Annotated in this window: 23 protein-coding genes; 11 read left to right on the top strand and 12 right to left on the bottom strand. The window is 38.1% G+C overall.

All coding sequences use genetic code 11. The features are described 5' to 3' along the window. Positions 1 to 93: 93 nt before the first annotated feature. Complete coding sequence (locus B3209_RS02115) at positions 94 to 861, top strand: lytic transglycosylase domain-containing protein (protein ID WP_295795837.1); 768 nt, start codon at positions 94 to 96, stop codon at positions 859 to 861. On the opposite strand, the gene B3209_RS02110 is transcribed toward B3209_RS02115, so the two are convergent. The 6 genes from B3209_RS02110 to B3209_RS02085 form a co-directional block, all read right to left on the bottom strand. Next, complete coding sequence (locus B3209_RS02110) at positions 858 to 1,706, bottom strand: biotin--[acetyl-CoA-carboxylase] ligase (RefSeq protein WP_296665367.1); 849 nt, start codon at positions 1,704 to 1,706, stop codon at positions 858 to 860. The two genes, B3209_RS02115 and B3209_RS02110, sit on opposite strands and share 4 nt — an antisense overlap. Further along, a complete protein-coding gene (locus tag B3209_RS02105) occupies positions 1,706 to 2,350 on the bottom strand; it encodes a P-II family nitrogen regulator (RefSeq protein ID WP_295795841.1) in 645 nt (214 codons plus the stop codon). The genes B3209_RS02110 and B3209_RS02105 overlap by 1 nt, the downstream gene beginning before the upstream one ends. Then, positions 2,347 to 3,867, bottom strand: a complete 1,521-nt coding sequence (locus tag B3209_RS02100) for a DUF1538 domain-containing protein (RefSeq protein WP_296665369.1) — start codon at positions 3,865 to 3,867, stop codon at positions 2,347 to 2,349. Before B3209_RS02100 ends, B3209_RS02105 begins: the two co-directional genes overlap by 4 nt. Before the next feature lie 260 nt (positions 3,868 to 4,127). Continuing rightward, a complete protein-coding gene (locus B3209_RS02095) occupies positions 4,128 to 4,613 on the bottom strand; it encodes an S-ribosylhomocysteine lyase (protein ID WP_296665371.1) in 486 nt (161 codons plus the stop codon). 23 nt (positions 4,614 to 4,636) lie between these two features. Then, on the bottom strand, positions 4,637 to 5,290 hold the full coding sequence (locus tag B3209_RS02090) for an HAD hydrolase-like protein (RefSeq protein ID WP_296665373.1): 654 nt from the start codon (positions 5,288 to 5,290) through the stop codon (positions 4,637 to 4,639). Beyond that, positions 5,290 to 6,624 carry an aminopeptidase gene (locus B3209_RS02085; protein WP_296665375.1) on the bottom strand — a complete coding sequence of 445 codons (1,335 nt, stop codon included), beginning with the start codon at positions 6,622 to 6,624 and terminating at the stop codon, positions 5,290 to 5,292. The genes B3209_RS02090 and B3209_RS02085 overlap by 1 nt, the downstream gene beginning before the upstream one ends. 339 nt (positions 6,625 to 6,963) lie before the next feature. Between B3209_RS02085 and B3209_RS02080 the strand changes: the two genes are divergently transcribed. From B3209_RS02080 to B3209_RS02065, 4 genes are read left to right on the top strand one after another with little or no spacing between them, the layout of a single operon-like run. Next, positions 6,964 to 7,584, top strand: a complete 621-nt coding sequence (locus tag B3209_RS02080) for a CarD family transcriptional regulator (protein ID WP_296665377.1) — start codon at positions 6,964 to 6,966, stop codon at positions 7,582 to 7,584. Next, on the top strand, positions 7,577 to 8,758 hold the full coding sequence (gene ispF, locus B3209_RS02075; protein WP_296665379.1) for a 2-C-methyl-D-erythritol 2,4-cyclodiphosphate synthase: 1,182 nt from the start codon (positions 7,577 to 7,579) through the stop codon (positions 8,756 to 8,758). Before B3209_RS02080 ends, ispF begins: the two co-directional genes overlap by 8 nt. Positions 8,759 to 8,814: 56 nt before the next feature. Continuing rightward, positions 8,815 to 9,093: a type II toxin-antitoxin system RelB/DinJ family antitoxin gene (locus B3209_RS02070; protein ID WP_296665381.1), complete on the top strand. Its 279-nt coding sequence runs from the start codon at positions 8,815 to 8,817 to the stop codon at positions 9,091 to 9,093. Continuing rightward, a complete protein-coding gene (locus B3209_RS02065) occupies positions 9,090 to 9,389 on the top strand; it encodes a type II toxin-antitoxin system YafQ family toxin (protein WP_296665383.1) in 300 nt (99 codons plus the stop codon). The genes B3209_RS02070 and B3209_RS02065 overlap by 4 nt, the downstream gene beginning before the upstream one ends. 56 nt (positions 9,390 to 9,445) lie before the next feature. Here B3209_RS02065 and B3209_RS02060 read toward each other — a convergent pair whose 3' ends face one another. Next, on the bottom strand, positions 9,446 to 9,769 hold the full coding sequence (locus B3209_RS02060; protein ID WP_296665384.1) for a helix-turn-helix domain-containing protein: 324 nt from the start codon (positions 9,767 to 9,769) through the stop codon (positions 9,446 to 9,448). 150 nt (positions 9,770 to 9,919) lie between these two features. Between B3209_RS02060 and B3209_RS02055 the strand changes: the two genes are divergently transcribed. The 6 genes from B3209_RS02055 to B3209_RS02030 all read left to right on the top strand — a co-directional run bounded on the left by B3209_RS02055 (position 9,920) and on the right by B3209_RS02030 (position 13,825). Next, positions 9,920 to 10,264, top strand: a complete 345-nt coding sequence (locus B3209_RS02055; RefSeq protein WP_295795866.1) for a hypothetical protein — start codon at positions 9,920 to 9,922, stop codon at positions 10,262 to 10,264. 84 nt (positions 10,265 to 10,348) lie between these two features. Continuing rightward, complete coding sequence (locus B3209_RS02050) at positions 10,349 to 10,705, top strand: hypothetical protein (RefSeq protein WP_296665386.1); 357 nt, start codon at positions 10,349 to 10,351, stop codon at positions 10,703 to 10,705. A 31-nt stretch (positions 10,706 to 10,736) separates the two neighbouring features. After that, positions 10,737 to 10,982, top strand: a complete 246-nt coding sequence (locus tag B3209_RS02045) for a hypothetical protein (protein WP_296665388.1) — start codon at positions 10,737 to 10,739, stop codon at positions 10,980 to 10,982. A gap of 26 nt (positions 10,983 to 11,008) precedes the next feature. After that, on the top strand, positions 11,009 to 11,464 hold the full coding sequence (locus B3209_RS02040) for a hypothetical protein (protein ID WP_296665390.1): 456 nt from the start codon (positions 11,009 to 11,011) through the stop codon (positions 11,462 to 11,464). A 79-nt stretch (positions 11,465 to 11,543) separates the two neighbouring features. Next, positions 11,544 to 12,791 carry a hypothetical protein gene (locus tag B3209_RS02035; RefSeq protein WP_296665391.1) on the top strand — a complete coding sequence of 416 codons (1,248 nt, stop codon included), beginning with the start codon at positions 11,544 to 11,546 and terminating at the stop codon, positions 12,789 to 12,791. Between the two features lie 290 nt (positions 12,792 to 13,081). Further along, on the top strand, positions 13,082 to 13,825 hold the full coding sequence (locus tag B3209_RS02030; RefSeq protein WP_296665393.1) for an AAC(3) family N-acetyltransferase: 744 nt from the start codon (positions 13,082 to 13,084) through the stop codon (positions 13,823 to 13,825). A gap of 3 nt (positions 13,826 to 13,828) precedes the next feature. Here B3209_RS02030 and B3209_RS02025 read toward each other — a convergent pair whose 3' ends face one another. The 5 genes from B3209_RS02025 to B3209_RS02005 all read right to left on the bottom strand — a co-directional run bounded on the left by B3209_RS02025 (position 13,829) and on the right by B3209_RS02005 (position 17,987). After that, entirely contained in the window at positions 13,829 to 15,028 is a 1,200-nt protein-coding gene (locus B3209_RS02025) for a formylglycine-generating enzyme family protein (protein ID WP_296665395.1), read from the bottom strand. A 58-nt stretch (positions 15,029 to 15,086) separates the two neighbouring features. Continuing rightward, positions 15,087 to 15,629: a hypothetical protein gene (locus B3209_RS02020; RefSeq protein WP_296665397.1), complete on the bottom strand. Its 543-nt coding sequence runs from the start codon at positions 15,627 to 15,629 to the stop codon at positions 15,087 to 15,089. 92 nt (positions 15,630 to 15,721) lie between these two features. Then, positions 15,722 to 16,072 carry a hypothetical protein gene (locus B3209_RS02015; protein WP_296665399.1) on the bottom strand — a complete coding sequence of 117 codons (351 nt, stop codon included), beginning with the start codon at positions 16,070 to 16,072 and terminating at the stop codon, positions 15,722 to 15,724. Positions 16,073 to 16,139: 67 nt separating this feature from the next. Next, entirely contained in the window at positions 16,140 to 16,586 is a 447-nt protein-coding gene (locus B3209_RS02010) for a hypothetical protein (RefSeq protein ID WP_296665401.1), read from the bottom strand. A 132-nt stretch (positions 16,587 to 16,718) separates the two neighbouring features. Beyond that, positions 16,719 to 17,987: a hypothetical protein gene (locus tag B3209_RS02005; protein ID WP_296665403.1), complete on the bottom strand. Its 1,269-nt coding sequence runs from the start codon at positions 17,985 to 17,987 to the stop codon at positions 16,719 to 16,721. Between the last annotated feature and the right edge of the window lie 71 nt (positions 17,988 to 18,058).

Raw genomic sequence — 18,058 nt, 5'->3', positions numbered from 1 at the left:
TTATTTTTTGTCAAAATAAAGAAAAAGTTGAACATATCCTTTGCATTTATTAAATTTTACAGAAAGGAAAACAACTTTTATGGAGAATATACCATGGATTATGAGCACAACTACTTTATCAAACTTGTTTCAGGAACTGTAGCATTCAGCCTGTTTTTTGTAGCTCTTTGCGTATTCACTCTTATTTTTATTCCTGCGGAAAAGTCCGCTGAAAATATTGTGGCTTCAGAAAATGCGCAATCTGAACCATTGCAGGAACAAAGCGTAAATTACGAATCAATTTTTGACAAAGAATATCCTGAACTTGTAATTGAAACTAAAAACAAAGACGATGCCGGACTTATTCTTTACAAGCAGCCGCAAAGCAGAGCCGCAGTTGAATGGTACTACTCAAGAGTTGTAAACAGCCGCGAAGTTGCGCAGGCAGTGCTTCAGTCAGCAGAAGAATTCAATATTCCGCTTTCACTTGCATTTGCTCTTGCCCATACAGAAAGCAATTTCAAAGTAACGGCAATGCACAAAAATACAAACGGAAGCATTGACCGCGGACTTTTTCAATTGAACAACACAAGTTTCCCAAAGCTAGAAGAATCTGATTTTTATGATCCGAAAACTTCTGCGCATTACGGACTTTCGCATTTAAGATTCTGCCTGAACACAGCAGGAAACGAAATCGCAGCTCTTGCAATGTACAATGCCGGAGCAAACAAAGTAAGAAAAAACAGCACACCTCAGATTACGCTTGATTACATTTCTAAAATTCAGAATTACAAGCGCGACCTTGAAGATAATTTTGCAGTTGAAGTTTTGGCTTTGTACAATACAGAAACACAGAAAAATTTGCTTGCAAAAAAATTCTAGCCTAAAAATGAATGAAGTGTAACTTCGCCGGAATGAAGAATTTTTTTTGTTCCGTCGGCAAGTTCAACTAAAAGCCCTGCGTCATCAGTAATGTCCAGGGCTTTTGCTTTAAATGATTTTTCCTGACCAATCACAGGCGAAACATCCAGTTCCTTGCCAAGCAAACAAGAAAGTTTTTTATATTCAGGAATGATATTTTCACCAGAAGCTAAGATTGCGGTTATTTCATCCATGCAGCAAAATATCAGTTTTTGACTGTTTATTTTTTTTTCAGACAAAAATTCTTCTGAGGAAATTCCGCCTGCTTTTTTTCGAAGTTCTTTTGGAAAATCATTTTGAGTAGCGAGATTTATGCCGATTCCAACAACAGCGGCTTCGACAATTCCTTTTGAGGAGTTTACAATTCCTTCAGTTAAAATTCCACAGACTTTTTTTCCGCCGCAAAAAACATCGTTCACCCATTTTATTGAACAGGTTGTCCCAAACAATTTTTTTATGGCACGGCAAACTCCAACAGCGGAACTTACCGTAAACAGCGCAGGATTTTTTATGCCGCCTTCTTTTACAACTGAAAAACTGAAATACGCTCCAGTCAAAGACGGAGAATAAAAAAAACGTCCCAAGCGTCCATGTCCAGAAGTTTGGGATTCGGCTGCAACAAGAGTGTTATTAAAGATTCCGCCATTTACAGTCAAAGAGCCGTCTTCATTTAAAAGAGGCAGAAGTGAATTTCCACGGCGGACAAGTTCAGAATTTGTGCTGTCAATTTCCTTAAAAAGCTGAATTTTAAAATATTTTTTCCAGCCGTCTAAAGAAACATTTTCAACTTCAAATTCATTTGCCATTATTTTTTCCCAAGAGTTGAAAAAGAATTGACAGTTGAACAGAAAACAATTCCGCTTCCCGGTTCCTGCAAGCAAGCAAGATTTTTTACCGCATCAAGAACTGAATCTTTTTTTTCGGAATCAACAATAATCATAAGCATTTCTTTTTCTGGAACAATGTGCATTCCAAAAAATTTTGCATCGTCCTCACGCGCAGTTCCTCTTGCATTTATAACAGTGCCACCGCCAGCCCCAGCTTTTCTTGCCGCAGCCATCGCATCATCTGCATAACCTTTATTCAAAATCACCGAAATTAAAGTCTGTTTTCCTTCTGACATAGCATCGCCTTCCTTTCCTTTTATAATTCCTGCTTTTACCATTGTGTCCGACTCCAAAGCGCAAAGGTAACCAAAATCTTTTTTTTCATTTTCGCAGGCTTCTTGTATTGCTGAAAAAATTTTCTCTTTGTTTTCCTGTTCAACAAGAATAAGAACAATGTCCTTTGTTTTTGCACCAAGCCCAAGAGCATCTGCAATTCCGCTTGAAGAAATTCCTTTTCCTCGTAAAACAGTTCCGCCAAAACTTCCAGCCTTTACAGCAGAATCAGAAACAAGCTCAGCTTTATTTTGTGGAACTTCAGCTAATAAAAGATAAAATGCGCTCATTGCTTAACCTCCTTTTTTCTTGTCTTCAGTTTGAAAATTATTCCAAGAATCTGAATTGCAATCAGCGGAGTCATGGCAACAAGGGCAATAACTCCGAACGCTCCGGCGGCAGAATCAGTTCCGTTTGCAGAAGCCGCGCCAATTGTAAACGAAAGAATAAATGTGCTAGTCATAGGTCCAGAGGCAACTCCACCGGAATCAAAAGCAATTCCCATAAAAAGCGGAGGGCTGAAAAAAGTCAAAAGAAGCGCAACGGCATAGCCTGGAATCAAAATGTACCACAAGCTGAATCCATACAAAATGCGGATCATGCACAATGCGATTGAAGCCGCAACTCCAAGCGAAAGAGTCGCAAGGATAATTTTTCTTCTGATGTTTCCGCCAGTTGCTGTTTCAACCTGCTCGGTAAGAACCCAAACCGCCGGTTCTGCGCAAACTGTAATCGCCCCAAACAAAAGTGAAACAATAATTATAAGTGCAACCCAAATTCCGCCGTTGGAAAAGGCCGCCTGTCCAAGAACACTGCCAAGCATTTTTCCTGCGCTCATAAATCCGCCGTCCGCTCCAACCAAGAACAAAATAAGTCCAAAAAAACAATACAAAATTCCTTGGGCAACTTTTCTAATTTGAACTGGAGGAAGCCTTAAAAGCAAAATCTGGAAAACCGCAAACATTATTATAAGCGGAAGCATCGACATAAAAACTTCACGCACAACTTCCGGCAGATATTCAATAAAAACTGAAAGCCCTTCCTGAAGATTGTCAGCAGAAGATTCCGCCGACCCAGAAGCTGGAGAAGATGCGCCTGCGCCAGAAAAATTCAAAACCATTCCGTAAACACAAACTGCGGCGACAGGTCCAACACTTGCAATTCCTGTAAGACCAAATGAACTGTCGCTTGTTCCGCCTTCCTTTGAAGAGCCTGCATGACGCACAGAAGCAACACCCATTCCAAGAGCCATGATAAACGGAACTGTCATAGGTCCTGTTGTCGCTCCTCCTGCATCAAACGCCGCACCCTGAAGTTCTTTCGGGCACATGAATGCAAGAGCAAACAACGCAATGTATGAAATAATCAAGACCGTTCTAAGCTTAAGGGAAAAAACTGTTCTGCAAAGTCCGATTGTTATAAAGAAACCTACGCCAACCGCAATGCCCAGAACAAGACCCCATTTATTTACATTTGAAGAAAGGCTTTTTATCTGGTCCGCAAGAACTTGAACATCAGGCTCGGCAATTGTAACCATAACGCCAATCAAGAATGAAGCAGAAAGAAGCAAGACAAGATTTTTTTTACTTGTAAGAGCTGCACCGCTTCGCTCACCTATAGGAAGAATTCCAATGTCAACGCCAAGCAGAAAAAATGTAAGCCCGACAACAACAAGAATTCCTCCTACAATGAACCTTACAATTATGTTAAGACTTAAAGGAGCAACGGTGACCGAAAGCAAAAGAACAATCACCATAATAGGGAAGACAGAAAAGAACGTCTCCTTGAATTTTTGAAACAGGTTCATCAATTCTCCCATAAAAAGCCAATGAGAAAGTTTTAACTTTCGATTTGACTTTTTAAGCATATTCGCAATGAAATGAGAATATGCACTTGATAAAGGAAGTTTGCAACGCAAACTTGTGAACAAAACTTTGACGCTATTTTAGACAAAGTTTTTGTTGCACACTCCTAAAGTATGAACGAATTAGAAAAATACTTTTATAAAAAAGACCACGGAAAACTATAATTTCCAAGACGCATTCTAACACTATTTTTTTATCTGAACTACGATAAATTTTTGTAGCAATTCCAGCCTTTTTCTCTGATTTCCTTAACCCAGCGGGCAGCAAGTTTTTTTGCGCCTTCCAAGTCATGGTCCTTAAAGTTTCCGCACTCAATTTCTGTGCTTCCAGGAATTTCTTTATTCCAAGCAGCAACTTTTTCAAGAACATTGCAAAGATGCTCGGCAATATAAGATTCCTCGTGGTCGCCCCAGACTGTAAGATAAAATCCGGTTCTGCATCCCATAGGACTAAAGTCAATTACAATTCGAGGAAGCTCATCTCTTATATATTCAGCAACAAGATGCTCCAAAGTGTGAATCGCTCCAGTCGGCATGAATTCCTTGTTCGGCTGGCAAAAACGAACATCATACTTGCTTACAATGTCGCCCTTTCTGCCAGTTTTTTCAGAAGCCAAACGCACAAAAGGAGCTGTAACCTTTGTGTGATCCAAATTAAAACTGTCCACGTTGTATTTTTTTTCAGACATAAATTGCCTCCATTTTTAATTTACTATTTTTGAATAAGAAAAGCTTCAACATTTTTTGTAGATTCAAAAATAAAATCCGCGCCGCACTCTTCAAATTCTTTTCTTGTTCCAAAGCCCCAAAGAATTCCCGCGCACTTTATTCCGGCAGAATGCGCGCCGTCCACATCATAATGACGGTCGCCAATTAAAATGCATTTTTCTTTTTCGCCTGAAATTCCGTTTGATTCCAAAACATATTTTACAACATCGCATTTTTCAACACGGGATTTTTCTTCCAAGTCGCTTCCGCCCACAAAATCAAAAAGTTCTAGGATTCCCTTGCGCTCAAGAATTTGACTTGCATAAACTTCTGGCTTGCTCGTTGCAACAAATACTTTTTTTCCGGCAGTGCGCAGATTTTTTATAAGCTCAACAACACCGCTGTAAAGTTCCGCTTCGAACATTCCTTTTTCAGAATAATAACTTCTGTAAACTTGCATTGCGTTTTGAATTTCATTTTCTGGAAGCCTGAGAATCTTGGAAAAACTTTCTTTTAAAGGCGGACCTATCATCGTGCTGTAGACCGCGCGGTCAACTTTTAAATCGTAATGGACAACAACTTTGTCAAACGAATTGAAAACGCCTTTTGAAGTATCCATTAAAGTTCCGTCAAAATCAAAAAGAATATAGTCAAACATTATTTCATTCCCAAGAAAAGCTTGTAGCCGTTGTACGCCTGCTGAATATCTTCTTTTGAAGTGATTTCCCACGGAGCGTGCATGCTCAAAACCGCAACGCCAGCATCAAGAACATACATTCCATATTTCGCGGCAAGATGCGCAATTGTTCCGCCGCCGCCCTGGTCAACTTTGCCAAGTTCTGCAAGCTGATATTTTACATTTCCAGCATCAAGAACATTTCTAAGCTTTGCAATAAATTCAGGATCAGCATCGCTTGCCCCGGACTTTCCGCGTGAACCCGTATACTTTTGGAAAACAATTCCGCCTCCGAGGAACGAAGAATTTTCCTTGTCGAACAAACTCGCATTCATTGGATCATAAGCTGAATTCACATCGCTAGAAAGCATCCAGCTGTTGTTCAGACAACGGCGCACAGAAAGCTCTGAATATTCACCAAGCCGGGCAACAACTTCCGCAACTGCGTTCTCCATAAAATGGCTTCCCATTCCAGTTGCGCCATAGCTTCCGATTTCTTCCTTGTCAACGCAAATGCAGCAGTTTGTTCTGGAAGAAGCCTTGCTGTCCACCATCGCCTGTGCAGAAGTGTAAGCGCAAGAGCGGTCGTCTTGTCCGTAAGCCAAAATTAAACTGCGGTCAAACCCCAAGTCTCTTGGAGCTCCAGCCGGAACAACTTCAAGTTCAGCAGAATTAAAATCTTTTTCTTCAATTCCGTACTTTTCCTTTAAAATATTCAGAACAAGTTTTTTTGCCTTGTCTTTTTCCTTTGACTCTGAATCTTCATTTTGTGCTGAAAGAATTTCACTTCCGCAGATTAAGTCCAAACTTTCTCCGTCTATAAAATCAGCGGCTGTTTCTTTCATTTGCTTTTGCGCAAGGTGCGGAAGAATATCTGAAATGCAAAAAACAGGCTCATCGGATTTTTCGCCAATTGAAATTTTTACAGTAGAACCGTCCTTTAAACAGACAACTCCGTGCAAGGCAAGCGGCAAAGTAACCCACTGATATTTTTTTATTCCGCCATAATAATGCGTGTTCAAATAAACAAGAAAATCTTTTTCATAAAGCGGATTCTGCTTTACGTCCAAGCGAGGAGAATCAATGTGCGCTCCAAGAATATTCATTCCGTTTTCAATGGAGCCTGTGCCAATTTCAAAAAGCGCGATGCTTTTATTGCGTTTGCACACATAGACTTTTTCGCCCGGCTTTAAGGAGTCAGTTTTCTGAATATCTTTGTATCCATTTTTTTCCGCAAGCTGAATTATAAGCGAGACACATTCGCGTTCAGTTTTTCCGTCTTCAAGAAATTTCTTATATTCTTCTATTAAATTCATTTTGTTCTCCATTAAGCAATGCCGTCAATTTAAAGCCGTATCATCTTCGGGCTTGGCCCGGAAATCTGTCAACACAAAGTTTATTAGATTGCCAGATCAAGTCCGGCAATGACAACTTATAAAATTACAGACATTGTTTCCAAGAATTTTTCGAAAAGTATAGCATAATAGAAGCAAAAAGTCAGTCGGAAAAAAAAACAAGTTTCAAGGAAAAACTCGGCATCTTTTTTTTAAACTCGAGGAATCTTTTCAAGACTATTATAATTTCATTTTCATTCGATTCACTCATTTTTTTTCAGCGTTGAATTTTTAAAGAAACTGTGTTATAATAATTTCATTATGGCAAAACCAAAGACAGAATTTTCTGTAAACCAAAAAGTTGTTTACCCAAGCCAGGGCGTTGGAAAAATCACAGAGATTTTCAAAAAAGACTTCAACAACGAGCCGACATATTACTACAAAATTTATCTTGAAGTTTCCGACATGAATGTAATGGTTCCTGTATCAAAATCAAAGGACTTAGGAATCCGCGCAATCGTTTCAAAAGATGAAGCGCAGGCTGCACTGAATTCAATCAGCGACGACTTTGAGCCTCCTACTTCCGACTGGAAACTCCGCTACCAAATGAACCTTGACCTGCTCAAAAAAGGCACAATCGGCGACATTGCGGCAATCGTTCGCTGTCTTTACCACCGCTCAAAAGTAAAGGAACTTCCGATTCTTGAGCGCAAACTTTACGACAATGCAAAAAAACTTCTTGAGGACGAAATTGCAGAAGCCTTTGGAATTTCCGACAAGGAAGTTGAAGCCATGCTGCACGAAAAACTTGAGCCGCTCGGTTTAAAGATTGAAAAGAAACAAGCCTTTGCTGACGAAGATGAAGACGATGATGAGTTTGAAGAAGAAACTTCATCTAACGAAAAAGATTCCGAAGACTTTGACAGCGAGGATGATGATTAATAAAGTTCTTGTCATAGCCGCCGCAGGCTCTTCCAGCCGAATGGGGCTTGGCAAAAAAAAAGAATACCTTCCATTAAAAAAAGGAACTGTGCTTTCTGAATCAGTCCGTGCCTTTGTTGAAGCCGCGGATTTTTCAAAAATCATAGTTTCCATTCCAAAAGATGGCGAGCAGGAAGCAAAAACCGCATTGCTTGCCGACACAGAATTAGAAAGCCTTTTAAAGAACACAACGCTGACTTTTGCAGAAGGCGGAGCTACAAGGCAAGAATCAGTTTTCAAGGCACTTTGTAAAATCAAAAATAAAAATTCAATTGTCCTAATCCATGACGGCGCGCGTCCGTTCGTTTCAAAAAAAATAATTCAGGATGTGATTTCTAAAACGCAAGAGTTTGGAGCGGCAGTTCCGGCAGTTCAGCCTGTTGACACGCAAAAAGAAATTGCGCCGGATGGAACAATCAGCCGTCATCTTGTAAGAAAAAATTTGGGAGCCGTGCAAACTCCGCAGGGATTTTTGCTTGAACCGCTGATTGAATGCCACAAAGCGGCTTTTCAAAAAAAACTTGAGTTCACGGACGACACAGAAGTTTGGGACGCTTTTCCAAATTTTACAGGCGGAAAAAAAGTTCACGTTGTTGAAGGCAGCGAAAAAAACAAGAAGATAACTTTTATTCAGGATATTTCCAAGGAAACAAAAATGATCCGCATAGGAATTGGAACAGACTTGCACAAGCTTGTTGAAGGCAGAAAATTTATTTTGGGCGGAGTCGAAATCCCGGCGGAAAAAGGAGAACTTGGGCATTCAGACGGAGATGTTCTGCTTCATGCAATCAGCGACTCTCTTTTGGGAGCTTCCGGCATGGGAGATATAGGCTCATACTTTCCAAGCGAAAATCCAAAATGGAAAAACGCTGATTCCGCTGAACTTCTAAAAAAAATCTGGGCAGACGTAAAATCAGCAGGCTGGACTTTAGAAAATCTTGACTGCGTGGTAGAAACAGAAAAACCCAAATTGCTTCCTTGGCGAGAAAAAATAATCAGTTCAATTGCAAACATCCTTGAAACTGCATCAGAAAGAGTTTTTGTAAAAGCAAAGACAAACGAAAAGCAAGACGCAGTGGGAGAAGGCAACGCAATAAAAGCATATTGTGTATGTCTATTAGAAAAAACTGAATAACCATAAATGCAATCATTTTTCTTTACAAATGCAACTTTTTAACATATATTGTAAATATGAACACAGTAGCAATGAATGTTAGAGTTGACAAAGAGCTAAAGGAACAGGCGACGGAGCTTTACAACGATTTGGGGCTTTCGCTTTCGAGCGCAATCAATATGTTTTTGAGGCAGTCGGTGAGGGAAAACGGGCTGCCGTTCAAGCCGCAGCGGACGAGACGCAAGAGCGAAATTGAACTTGCCAGCGAGGAAGCCGACCAGATTATGAACGACCCGGACGCGAAGACGTACGACAATTTTCAGGAAATTCTTGACGAGCTAGGAATCGATGCATGAGCGAAACAGAAAACAAATACAGTCTCCGGCAGACTAACCGCTTCAAGAAGCACCTTAAACTAATGGCAAAACGCAATAAATCTTCAATCAGAAAGATTGCAGAAACAGTCGATTTGCTTCAAAGAGGCGAAAAACTGCCAGAACGGTTCCGCGACCACGAGCTTGCAGGAAATCTTAAAGGCAACCGAGAGTGCCATATTCTGCCAGATTTGCTTTTAATTTACAGAATCTTCAACGACATTCTGATTCTTGAGCTTGTTGACACAGGAAGCCATGCGGATCTGTTCGGAATGTAAAAACGACCACTAATTTGATTTTCTTCTATATAGTACCAAATCCATTACAAAAAAAATCAAGCATTCTTTATCTTTGAAAAGGCCTTCTGAATGCTTTCAAGGACTTCGATTTTGAGGGTTTCTTCTATATTAAGAACAGTTTCGGTGATTTTTTCTTTTTCTGATTCTTCACAATTTCCAAAAAGGCGGACTGGCTCAATTCCAAGTGAAAGCGCAATGTTTTCGATTGTTTCCGGGGAAGGAAAATACTTGCCGTTTTCAATGCTGTTTATGTAGTTTGAGCTTTTTCCGATTTCAAGCGCAAGGTCAAGCTGGCGCATTCCCTTTTGTTTCCTAAAAAATTTGAGATTCTGAATGAACTGTTGCCGCAAAGTCTGCATACACATACTATGGCAATGTTTTTAAAACTATGTACATCTAAATAAAATGTATATTTCTGTATATTTTGTTGACGATAACTGTATTTAGATGTATTATTACATTTATATTAAATGTATCGTGGAAAATTATCACGATAAAAGGAGTTTTTTATGAAAGGTTTTAAAAGTATTTCAATGTTTGCTGTAGTACTTTTATGCGCGGTGTCTTTATTTGCAAAGTCGGAAGGCGTGGCCATTGAGCCAGGCTCTCCGGAAAACCCATTTTTGTCAACATCATGGGAATGCAAAGGAGTAGATGTTTTCGAATTTTCAGCTGACGGAAAGCTGATGTATGGATTTTCTGAATGTCCATATAAGCTAAAGAAAATCGGAGAATCTTACGAGCTGACTTTTAAAGTTGGTCCAGCAAAATCGGTTATCACACTGGAAAACAAGGATTCTACGACAGCAGTTTGTAAAATGAAAACTACAACTATGGTCTGTACAAAAAAATAATATTTTTACTATGCAGCAGGAATATTGCACACACCGTAATGTTCCTGCTTTTTTTTATGAAAAATATATAAAGGGGAAAATTTTATGGAACAAATCAAAGACATTGACGAACGTGTTGTAATGTTTTTTACACATGATGAAGTTGTAAGACGCAGAGGAAGTCTTGTTGAAGCCACACGGAAATGGTGGAGATGTTCAGAAAACAAAGCAATGTCTGCCGACTACGTTTTTTCTGTAATTTCAGGCATAGTTCAAGAAGTCTATATAGCAACAGGCTGCCACGAGGAATTTGATGACGGCACAGCGCATCCTCATTTCTTTGGAGCACGCAAAGTGTTTGACCTCGACCTTGCTTCAGATAGTGTCCGCACAAAATACAATGGCAAGTGCCTTCCTCCAGAATACATTGGAGGACAAAATCCCGTAAGATACAATTTTTAGCAAAAAAAACAACATAAAGGAGAAATTTAAGATGAAGAAGAAAACTTTTGTTATAGCAATTCTATTTTGCATTTTTTCACACATTTATGCACAGGATGGGTGGATGACAATCGCAAGTACTGAAAATAAAAATCTTACATATTCAGATATGGAAGAAACTTTTATAGAAGAAAGCGCTCCTCCACAAAAAATACAACCACGCTTGCAACGAAAAGCACTGGAATTACTAATACTGCCAATTCTAAACATAGAGACATTAACCATTTTGATGAAATAATTGGACTGCTTGACAAAGAAGGCAAAATGGTAACAATTGCAAGTACTGAAAACGAAAATCTCACAGAAAAAGATATATTGAGTTTTGTGGGAACAGAGTTTTCCAAGATTTCATCTCCTGTTTATTTAGCAGTACATTATGTTACATTCGATGATGAAAATTGGTATTGGGCCTGTCGTGTAAAATATAGAAAAAACGGAAAAATTATCCAGCTTGTTATAAGAAATGCCAGAATAGAATTTTACTTTTTTAGTGAGCCAGGTTATTATGTAACAACGGATGACGGAAGAAAAATTAATGCAGTTGGTAATAAATATAATGCTGCAAACATGGCATATTTAGCAACAAGCAATTGTATAGCAGAAAGTGAACTTTTATTAAAAAAACACGGACAATCATATTCTGGCAGAGAACTAGAAGGTATAGAAGAGCTAGAAAAAATGGCAGATGAGTTTAAAGCTGCACGAGATAGTTATAAATAACTACTAATATTGATGAAAAACTTTCTCCCCAAAAACAATGAATATACCTTTTTCTAAAAACCCAGTATACTAAGCGCACATGAAATTTTATCAGCACATATTATTCCTTACATTCTTTTCCATTGCAGCTGTATATGCCGATGACTTTACCAGCATTCTTCAGGATTTGGCGGTTCAGACTGCTTGCATCGGGCAATACTCGGCAACGCAGGCGGGCGGAACTTGGAGTGAAGATCCTCTCGATTACTACAAACCGTATTTGCTGGCAGAGCGGTTTAAGAAAATGTCCGGGAACACGACACGCACAATAACGTTTTACGGTGTATGTTTCGACTATTCGGAATTTGCGTACTGGGACATAAAAGACAACGAAAGTCTTTACATTAAAAACGGAATGAGAAAAGGTCAATTTTTTCTTGCCGGAAATAATTCAAATCCAAACGTCATCGAGCTTTCAGTTCCAACTTCAACTTCAAACGCAACAAAATTTCAAAACGGAATTCCTGTTAGAACTTACGGAAATTCAAGCTACAAAAATATAAAGTCACACAAGGCGCAGAACGGAACGCGGGCAACAAACCACGCCTGGCTTTGGGTAATGCGCAACGACGGAGTATGGTTCTGGATTGACCCGACTTGGACAGACAATTTGGGCTACGTAGTCTACGGCTATGTCAGCAACGGAGAAGAAATTCAGTGCCGCCCCGACAAAGACTTCTGCCTTGAATATCCTGACTTTCTTAAAAGTCTTCCCCTTCCTCCAAAAATGACTGAATGGAATCCGTCTCCTGCCTCCACTTCAACTTCTTCATCTTACAACGATTATTCTGGCTCAAGTTCTAGCGACTTTAACTACGGAAATTACAATAATGAGTTTCCCTGGATTTTCGGAGTTTCAGCGACCGCTCCTTATCAGGATGTAGAAGAAAAAGAATTCAGCACGGACAGAATAGGCTTTTCATTTGACGCTTTGAGCTTGATAGATGAAACGGCCGGCGGATTCAGCATTGACTACTTGCGGAACTTTGAAGATGAAGAAAAGCTTCAGTCGTGGCTGCTTTCAATATGCTTTGGTCCAAGGCTCTATAGCAACCTCGCGGCTTACGTTGGCGGCGGCTTAGGAGTTGGATTCGACGGAAACAAAAAAGAGGAAATAGAAAATTCTAAAGAAACTTATGACTTTACAGACTCATTCTTTCTCAGCTACAAACTCTCGCTAGGTCTTGTTCTAAACATTTCAAGTCTTGTTGCAAAAGTCGAACTTTCATTCAACGACATACTCGGCTTTTCAGCAGGAGCCGGAATCATGCTTGGATTTGGGGAATAAAGAAAAAGCCTAATTCTTTTTGCATAGAAGAATTTTTTTTATAAAGCAAGAACATAATGAAAATAAAGAACATTCATCTTGTCTTAATGAAAAAAAAAGTGTAGAATCCGCAGAACAATTTTCTAGTAAGTTCAATTTCGAGTTTTGTAAATTTACTGTCATTGCCACGCTTGACACGGCAATCTTGGTAAAAAAACTGCAAGAGATTATCGGGTCAAGCCCGATAATGACTAGAAATTTGAAGAAATCCTAAAACTCGATATTCAAAAAAAAATCACTCGGAGCAAAAAATGGACAAGAGCTTTATCGTAAATGCGCTTAGGAAAAACGGCGTGCAAGAAGGAATGTGTCTTGAAGTTCACAGCAGCTTAAGCAGTTTTGGTCATGTTGAAGGTGGAGCTGAAACTGTAATCAGCGCGATCAAGGAATGCATCGGTTCAGAAGGCACAATTTTTATGCCGGCATTAAGGCTTAGCCCTGCCCTTCCGCTCACAGACGAAGACAAAAAACTTGGAATAACCTGCAAAATAAAAATCCTTCCCAACGAAAGAAAAAAAAGCGCAATGGGAATTATAGCAGACACTTTCAGGCTGCAAAACGGAACTCTTACAGGAAGTGGAATCATGCAGATTTCAGGCTGGGGAAAACATGCGCAAGAAGCTATAAATGGCGGACTTAATTTTGCCATTCACAACGGAGGCAAGGCACTGCTTTTGGGCGTAGACATTTATAAACTTACCGCAATGCATTATGTTGAAGAAATCACTCCAAAAGAAATTTCAGATATGTTTGCTCCGAGCGCAGAAATCAACAAAATCTATCCGCCTGAAGAATGGTTTATTGAAGCAGGAAATCCGCCTGTAAAAGCCTGGTGCAAAATTCAAAAAATAGCTGACGAAATGGGATTTATAAAACACTTTGACATCGGAAGCTGCAAGGCAATGCTTTTTGATGTTGGAAAAGTCGTTTCGCTTTATGAGCACGAACTAAAAACAGACCCGTTTGGATTTTGGGAAATAAAGAAGAAATTTTAGCCTTCACTCCACGGTTCTTGCAAGCCTAAGTCCGCCGGTCTTTACGTAGGCCGGGTCGGCTCTTCTGTAGCAGGATTCAAAATATACATAAGAAGCGTTGTAGCCGCCCTGTTTCATGCTTTTGTAAGGGTAGACCTCATATTTCCAGTCGTAGGGTGAGCCGAAGTCGCAGCACCATTCGTAGGCGTTTCCGGCAAGATCGTAAAATCCAAGTTCGGAAGGAAGTTTTCCGCCCTGCTTGTGTATTCTCATTGAGCCGTTCGCAGGAATTTTGCACGCAGAATTTCTGTCGTCCCAGCCGGCGGCGGTTTCTCTTGGTCCGTCATTCTTTGAGTTGCCCATATTCCAGCCGTAATTTCTTGCAACTTTTGAAGGCGGCGTTGGCGTAATTCCCATGATTTCGTCCATAAGAGTGGGCTTTGAGTTTCCGCTGCAAGGACCACTTTTGTCGCCGGGAGCATTTTTTCCGCTTATAAAAGAGCCATCGTTGCATTTGCGCGCGGCGTATTCCCATTCATAAATGTACGGAAGCCTGAATCCGTCCGCACTTTTGTTCACGTAAGGATTGTCAACGTTTCCTTTGGCAAGGCTTGTCATGTCGGTTGCTTTTGCGTTTCCAAAAGGAAGCGGAATATTTGATGGAGTTTCGCCTTCTGCATAAATTGAACTTCTGAGCGGATTTTTTAAAGCTGAGTCCGTGCAGTAAACCGGGGAAAGGCCGCACAATTCGCTCAACGCGTTGCACCAAACAACAGCGTCGCGCCAGTTTATTCCGCAGACAGGAATTCCTTTATCCTGCGGTTCGCCGCCTTCATTAAAAAGCTTGCTGCTACTCAAATCTCCGTACAGACCTTCCGCACCGGCATTTTCAAAAGTATATTTTTTTTCTCCGCGCGAATCAGAAGTTGCCCATTTGTAAACAAAACGCCACACATTGTAGCTTACCTCGAACTTTGACATGCTGAACGGAGCAACGGAAACATTTTTTGTGACGCTTTCAACATCCTCTCCAAGAACAATCTCATCCGTATTCAAAATGGTTATCATGTCGATTTTCAAGCCTGAATCTGGAAGAGAAAACTGCGATTCTTCCGTTCTGGGAGCGACTTTATAATAAGCGTAGTCGTTGGAATTGTCGCCTGAAAAATCGCACGAGAAAAACAGGACGAAAACCGCAGGCAAGGCAAAAAGGAATTTGTTCATAACGGAATTTTACTTGGTATTTGGGGATTTTACAATGAATTTTTGGAGTGGAATACAGTTATTCAGTTTCCATTCCTATGAAAGTTTTATCAGACTCTTCACCAAAAACAATTCCGTCATTTTTTAAGTCCTTATCTTTTTGAAGATAAAAAGTCAATAAAATTGAAAGCAAGCCCAATACCAAATACAAAACAAATAATATAACTTTCACAACCTTAAAATATGGAGACACGGAATTTACTGACAATTCTTTTATGGACACCAAGGCATCCTTTACAGATAGCTTATTATTATCCCGTTCCAACACATTTATTGTTTTCAACGTTACCAGCGTATATTTTTCTATTTTAATTTTTATTATATTATCAGCTAAAGCTTGAACACCATTCACATCATTTTTTTCAAGAGATTTCTCAAGAATTTTTTTTATTTCCTTCGTGCTCATTTGTTTTTCCAATGTACCTGGATATATTTCATCAACTTTTTTTTCAAGTTGCGCTATGCCTAAGTCTATAAATGAGTTTAAATGTTTACCCATAATATCAACACTAATAAATAGTATTATAAATACAAAAGACAGAATCACATTTAAAACTCTCATGCATACTCTGTTCGTTTTATTTTCAAGTTTTTTTACGAAAAAGAAATTTAATAATATTGAAATAATAAAAATTATAATAATGCTTAATACAATCATTTAATATCCTTATTAATGTAAATTCTTGTTTCCTGATTTTTATTTGCGCAACCATCTTTTATAAAATCAAAGAATGTTTTCTTATATATTTTCACTTCGCTATATCTTTTTTTTAAGCCCAAATCCTTTAATACAACTTTTGTCAATAAAACACCACATGGAGCCTGCATAAAAATTTTAAAAGTCTCAGGATGAAACTCATTTTTGTTTTTTTCCACAAGAATTCTATATTTTACCTTTTTATCTTTCCATGTTGAAAATAGTTTCATAGATTTCATCACAAAAAACAGGCTGACTGCCACTTGCGGAATAATCAACCACTTTGAAACCTTATAAAAAGGAATCAAAGCGATTATTATTCCACAAATTAACAAAAGAAAAGAGTAAGTATTCAAATATAAATATCTGAAAAACCTATGCATTTCCTACTTGGGCAGCAGAAATTGCTTTGTAGAAAGCATCAACTGTCTTCTGAGCAGTTTTTTCATCTGCACCAGAAAGCATAACTCTTGTTCGCTGAGTAAAACTTTCATAATAAAGATAATAAGCAGGACAGAAGCATCCACAAGTAGAAGTCCTTTCATATCCAATTTCTTTCACACTGCTTGGAAGCAAATATTTTACAGTTGTTCCTGTATTAAAACAATAACATTCAATTACCTTTTTAACTTCAACAACTCTCCTGTTTGTGATAACAAGAAAACCATTAACTCTATAACCAAAAATTTTGGCAAAGAATTTCTGAATCTGCCCCAAGGCTATTGCCAAAGGATTTGAACTTGTAGCCCAAAGTTCTGCTTCAATCTCCATTACAAGAGATTCTCCTTCTTCAAGAATTAAACCTGATTTTAAATCTGACATATCAGACTCCTCAATTTTATTTTATGTTAGTTGATTTTACTTTCAACGAAAGTACGTTTGTAACGTGTCAACTTAACATTTATGCAAGATTCATAGAACAGAATAACTTAATAGCTAAATTTAAAAAATTGTCTATCTACCAAACTTTTCTCTTAAAAATTTTATATTCTCCGTTGGACACTTTACAAATATGATGTCATCTACAGGCATACTATAAAAATCTTTTACATCTCCATTAAATCTAAATTTTATTACATCATCACTAACATAATCATACATTTTTAAATTATAATTTTTATCAACAGAAATTATCTTTTCCAATGTCTCTGGATAGCAATACATAGCAGCAAAAATAAATGGATTATATTTTGAAAAATTATCAAGTTGTGTATGTAAATTTATTCCACTATTAATACAATCCAAAATTATTTGAGTTATATCTTCTGAACTTCCATTTACACGTTCTGAATATACAGCTTTTAAAAATTTTATAGTATTACTATCTATTTTTCCCTTGAAATATTCCTGTAAAATCCAAAAAGCAGTTTGTCCAAGTTTTTTCGATTCTATATTTATAGGTTTGTAAAAATCTAAATCTTTAAGAAATGAAACCAATTCTTCATTTTTTAACAAATTCATTGCCATAAAATCAATATTACGAAAAGCGCCTCCTTCTCTAAGATATTTTCTAGTATGATCTAAATCTTCAGCTATAAGCCATACAGTATGATTGCAGTTCTCATAATTAACAGTTGAACTTATTCTACAAAGAGCTTCAATCATATAAAAATTATCAGTATCTTTATTATCCCAAATCGAACCACCATAATAAACACCATCATAAAGATTTCTTTGTGCATTATAATTATAACTCTCATGCCATCTATGAAAATAACTAGATAAAAAGTAATCCAATAAAGTCCATTTTTTTTTCTCTAATTCCTCATATTCGGACTCTTTACCAAATAAACTCCCAAAAAGATTTACAACAGAATTTATTGGAGAATGACTTGCTTCTATATCTCCAATCGAAATAGTGCGGTAATTATCAAAATTACCATAATTGTAGAGAACCCAAAGCATTTCATAATCAGAGAATTCTAAAACATAAAAAAATGTATCATCATCAATTAGTGCACCATGCTCAAGAAGATATTTTACCATTCTACGTTTTTCAATTTCACTTCCTTGATTTCGATTATGCACAGAAATAAACAAATATGTCGGATTTTCAACATTATCAATATAACAATCAGTTTTTTTATTTAAATCTGCATTAAGTTTTTCTACATATTTTTGAACGGTTGGCATATCGCACTCAAAAACAGCCTCGGCAAGATCATGAGAGTAAACAAATATTCCAATAAAAAAATAACAGGTTAAAAAAAAGATTTTTTTCATACACTCCTCCCAAATAAATAATAGGTCGAATTTCGAGTTATAAAAAAAATTTACAAAAAAGGCGTAATTCT

The sequence above is a fragment of the Treponema sp. UBA6852 genome (assembly GCA_002449305.1).
GTDB lineage: Bacteria > Spirochaetota > Spirochaetia > Treponematales > Treponemataceae > Treponema_D.
The sequence above is the reverse complement of the archived record's forward strand: the minus strand, read 5'-3'. Positions and strand labels throughout refer to the sequence as shown.